Source organism: Micromonospora sp. AMSO31t (assembly GCF_008868175.1).
Taxonomy (GTDB): domain Bacteria; phylum Actinomycetota; class Actinomycetes; order Mycobacteriales; family Micromonosporaceae; genus Micromonospora.
Map to the genome: position 1 here is coordinate 1 of NZ_WBKT01000319.1, position 828 is coordinate 828.

1 protein-coding gene is annotated in these 828 nt (G+C 75.0%); it reads right to left on the bottom strand.

Translation table 11 applies throughout. The features are described 5' to 3' along the window. The coding region (locus F8274_RS30765; protein WP_151465903.1) for a methyltransferase domain-containing protein at nucleotides 1–648 on the bottom strand (648 nt) is incomplete at its 3' end. Between the last annotated feature and the right edge of the window lie 180 nt (nucleotides 649–828).

Below are 828 nucleotides of genomic sequence, written 5' to 3' on the forward strand. Positions count from 1 at the left end.
GGAGGCGCCGTCGCAGCCCACGTGCAGCGGGTACCAGCGCGGGGTGCCGGGTGGGCGCTGACCGCAGATGCCCTTGAAGGTCTGCACGTCGAGCAGGCGCACGTGGGTCGGGTCGGCCACCGCGTTGACGTGCCGCCACCAGGGGCTCATCACGTGCAGCACCCCGCCCGGGCGCAGCGTCCGGTGGCACTCGTCGAGCAGCGGCAGGAAGTCGATCAGGTGCTCCAGGATGTGCACCGCGAAGAGCACGTCCACCGAGTCGTCGGCCAGCGGCAGCGAGCCGGACAGGTCGGCCACCGCGTTCACCCCGGGCGCCGGATAGATGTCCAGTCCCAGGTTGCCCGGCCACTGCTTGGTCGCCCCGCAGCCCAGGTCCACCACGACCGGCGCGCGGCCGGCGACGCTCACCCGGCACCAGACGCCCAGCACGCCGTCGAGCCGGCCCACCAGGTCCCGGACCAGCCGCAGCTGGGCCGGGTCGGCGACCGCGCCGTCCAGGTGGGCCACTCCCCGGTCGAAGCGCACCTCCACGGTCAGCCCGCGCAGCCGCTCGTCGTGCCGGGCCTGATCGGCCCACGCCTCGGCGAGGAAGCCGTCGACCTCCCGCAGCCGCTCGCCTGAGAGCGCGGATTGCGCCACCGCCACCATGCGTCCACCTCCGGGCGGCGCGATACCCGCATCCCCGCCCGATATGCCTCACCTGCGCGGCTCCCGCGCCGCCCGCCGCACCATCGCCGGCTGACCGGCCCCTGCCGCTGCCCCTGCCCTTGCCCCTGCCCTTGATCAACTCCAGCTCGCCGAGGTGGCGCGGACGCCGGGCGCCGGATG